The organism is Bacteroides sp. RTP31139st1_H2_RTP31139_211217 (assembly GCF_040227615.1).
In the GTDB taxonomy this organism is placed as follows: Bacteria; Bacteroidota; Bacteroidia; order Bacteroidales; family Bacteroidaceae; genus Bacteroides; species Bacteroides uniformis.
In genome coordinates this window covers 1-2,311 of the sequence record NZ_JBCNZM010000230.1, presented here as the reverse complement: position 1 = coordinate 2,311, position 2,311 = coordinate 1, and the positions used below count along the sequence as shown (strand labels likewise).

Annotated in this window: 3 protein-coding genes and 1 pseudogene; all 4 read left to right on the top strand. The window is 51.7% G+C overall.

Annotated features, from left to right (window positions below):
* Positions 1-427 (top strand): AraC family transcriptional regulator (locus tag ABUA47_RS22595; RefSeq protein WP_349832091.1); only part of this gene is annotated, 427 nt, incomplete at its 5' end.
* 31 nt (positions 428-458) lie between these two features.
* Complete coding sequence (locus tag ABUA47_RS22590) at positions 459-1,361, top strand: RteC domain-containing protein (protein WP_004326095.1); 903 nt, start codon at positions 459-461, stop codon at positions 1,359-1,361.
* 35 nt (positions 1,362-1,396) lie between these two features.
* Positions 1,397-1,825 carry a helix-turn-helix domain-containing protein gene (locus tag ABUA47_RS22585; protein ID WP_007845709.1) on the top strand — a complete coding sequence of 143 codons (429 nt, stop codon included), beginning with the start codon at positions 1,397-1,399 and terminating at the stop codon, positions 1,823-1,825.
* Positions 1,788-2,311: pseudogene (locus ABUA47_RS22580) on the top strand (bifunctional DNA primase/helicase); the annotation flags it as partial. The gene ABUA47_RS22585 and the pseudogene ABUA47_RS22580, both read left to right, overlap by 38 nt.

The following is a 2,311-nucleotide window of genomic DNA, read 5'->3' as shown; positions in this document are numbered from 1 at the left end:
GCTACGGAGAAACCCGGTAAGGGACAACCGCCTGCTGGTGACGGAAAAGGAACTGCGCCACGCCGAACGGATGCTGCCGGAGCTGGGCAGGCAGACATTCACCGAAATGGTGCGTCTGAAAGGCTACATGGTCTATGATGCCGAGCAACTGGCGGACAAATGCGGCATGGAATACGGCTCGTTCCGACGGAAGGTAAAGAAAATGACCGGGTACACGGCTAAGGAATGGGTGATAAAGGAGCGTGCAAAGGACGTGGAACACTACCTGAAGAACACCAACCTCACGCTTACGGAAGTGGCGTTCACCACGGGGTTCGCATCGACATCGAACCTGAACGACTTCTGCAAGGCTTACTTGCTGGACACACCGGGCGAGATACGCAGAAAAGCGCAGGAAACAAGAAAATGCACAGTTACAAGAACGTAATGTGAAAAATCAAGAATAAAACAGATTTTTTATGCCCGTAACTTTGTGCTTCATAAAAGATAAGCACAAGGTTATGGAACATAAGATACCGTTGGAAACATACTTCGCCGGACTGCTTCAAAAAGTGGAATGGCAGATACAGGAATACGAGGACACCGCAGCGGACACGCTGACGCTCTGCCGCCTGTGCGTGGACTACCTGCAAGAGATACTGGGCGAACTCAAAAACTTTATAATCTCCTACCCGTTCGCCAGCACGGAAGAGGAAATACACTTCTTCAAGGAACTGAAACCGCTTTTAGCGAGCAAAATCATCTATTACAACACCGTTTACAAGATAGAGGTGCGCTTCCCCAGCGGCAGCGAGGAAGTGCAAAGGGACTACCTGCTGTCGGAAACCGACCGGATTTCAAAGTCGTTCCAGCGGAACTTGGCGTTCTACCAGTACCACCGAACGAAAGCCACCTACTTGGACAGGCAGTATTTCATGCGTGGGAAGCCTGACATACAAATCATCGTGGACAGTTTCTATTACGAAACAGACCCACAGTTCAGCACCAGTCACGATTTCAAGGTAGCCAAGATTTTAGCCAACGAACTGCTGGAAATATACCTCACCAACCGTCTGCACGAGCTGGAACGCCGGGAACAACGCAAGCGGGTGAAGAACGGCTTCATGGGAAAGGTGTTGCGCTGGACGGGGACGAAAAGGGCGTTGGTGGAACTTATCTACGCACTGGACGCCTGCGGCTGTCTGAACAAGGGGACGGTTGATATTAAGGAGATTGTAGCCTACTTTGAATACGTGTTCGACATCGACCTCGGCGACTTCTACCACACCTACATGGAACTAAAAGCCAAGACCAAAGACCGAACGGGCTTCCTCTCCACCCTGAAAGACAGGTTGCTGATGCGCATGAGGGAGCAGGATTAGGCAACCGTGCTTTAACAAAATTTATTTCGCCACAGGTGGGTACATCTGTGGCGTTTTATTTTTCAGGACACCCGAACTTTGCGGCAAATCAATCAGTTACCGTTATGGAAATAATAACATTCGAGTCCAAAGCCTACAAGGAACTGGACAACAAGATTACCGCCATTGCCGACTACATCTTCAACCACATGGAAACGGCAAGGCAAAGCGAGGAAGACATGTGGGTGGACAGCTACGAGGTCTGCACGTTCCTGAAAATAAGCGAAAAGACCCTGCAACGCCTGCGGGTGTCGGGAACTATCGCCTATTCCAACATCAGGGGACGCTACTTCTACAAGGTCAGCGAGATACGCCGGATGCTGGAAGAACGCCTGATAAGGAGCAACAAGGAGAACATCGACAACCTGATAACCAACCACCAGTTGTATGCTAAGGAAAGAGGAAATCTTAGAAAGAACAAGTAACGGGCTGGCGGTGTTCAAACACTACCTGCCCGGCAATTGGCGCATAGGTCGCAACTTCCTTAACCCGCTGTACGAGGACAGCAAGGCTTCCTGCAACATCTATTTCGACCGCCGGGGCGGTATCTACAAGATGAAAGACTTCGGCAACGACAGTTACAGCGGCGACTGTTTCTTCCTCGTGGGGCAGTTAAAGGGGCTGGACTGCAACCGGGCGGCTGACTTCGTGGAGATACTGGAAATCATCGACCGGGATTTGGGCTTGGGGCTGGCTTCCGGCATTCCGGTTTCCGTTCCCCCGGCAACCGTCTGCCGGGCAGTGCCGGACAAACCCGAAGAAACGCCCGAAAAGCCCGTCAAGCCCTACCAGTTCCGGGAACAGAAGTTCCCGCTTGCCGAACTGGTGTACTGGCAACAGTACGGCATCACGCCCGAACTGCTGGAACGTTACAAGGTCTGTTCGCTCCGGGAATACAACAGTGAAACGGC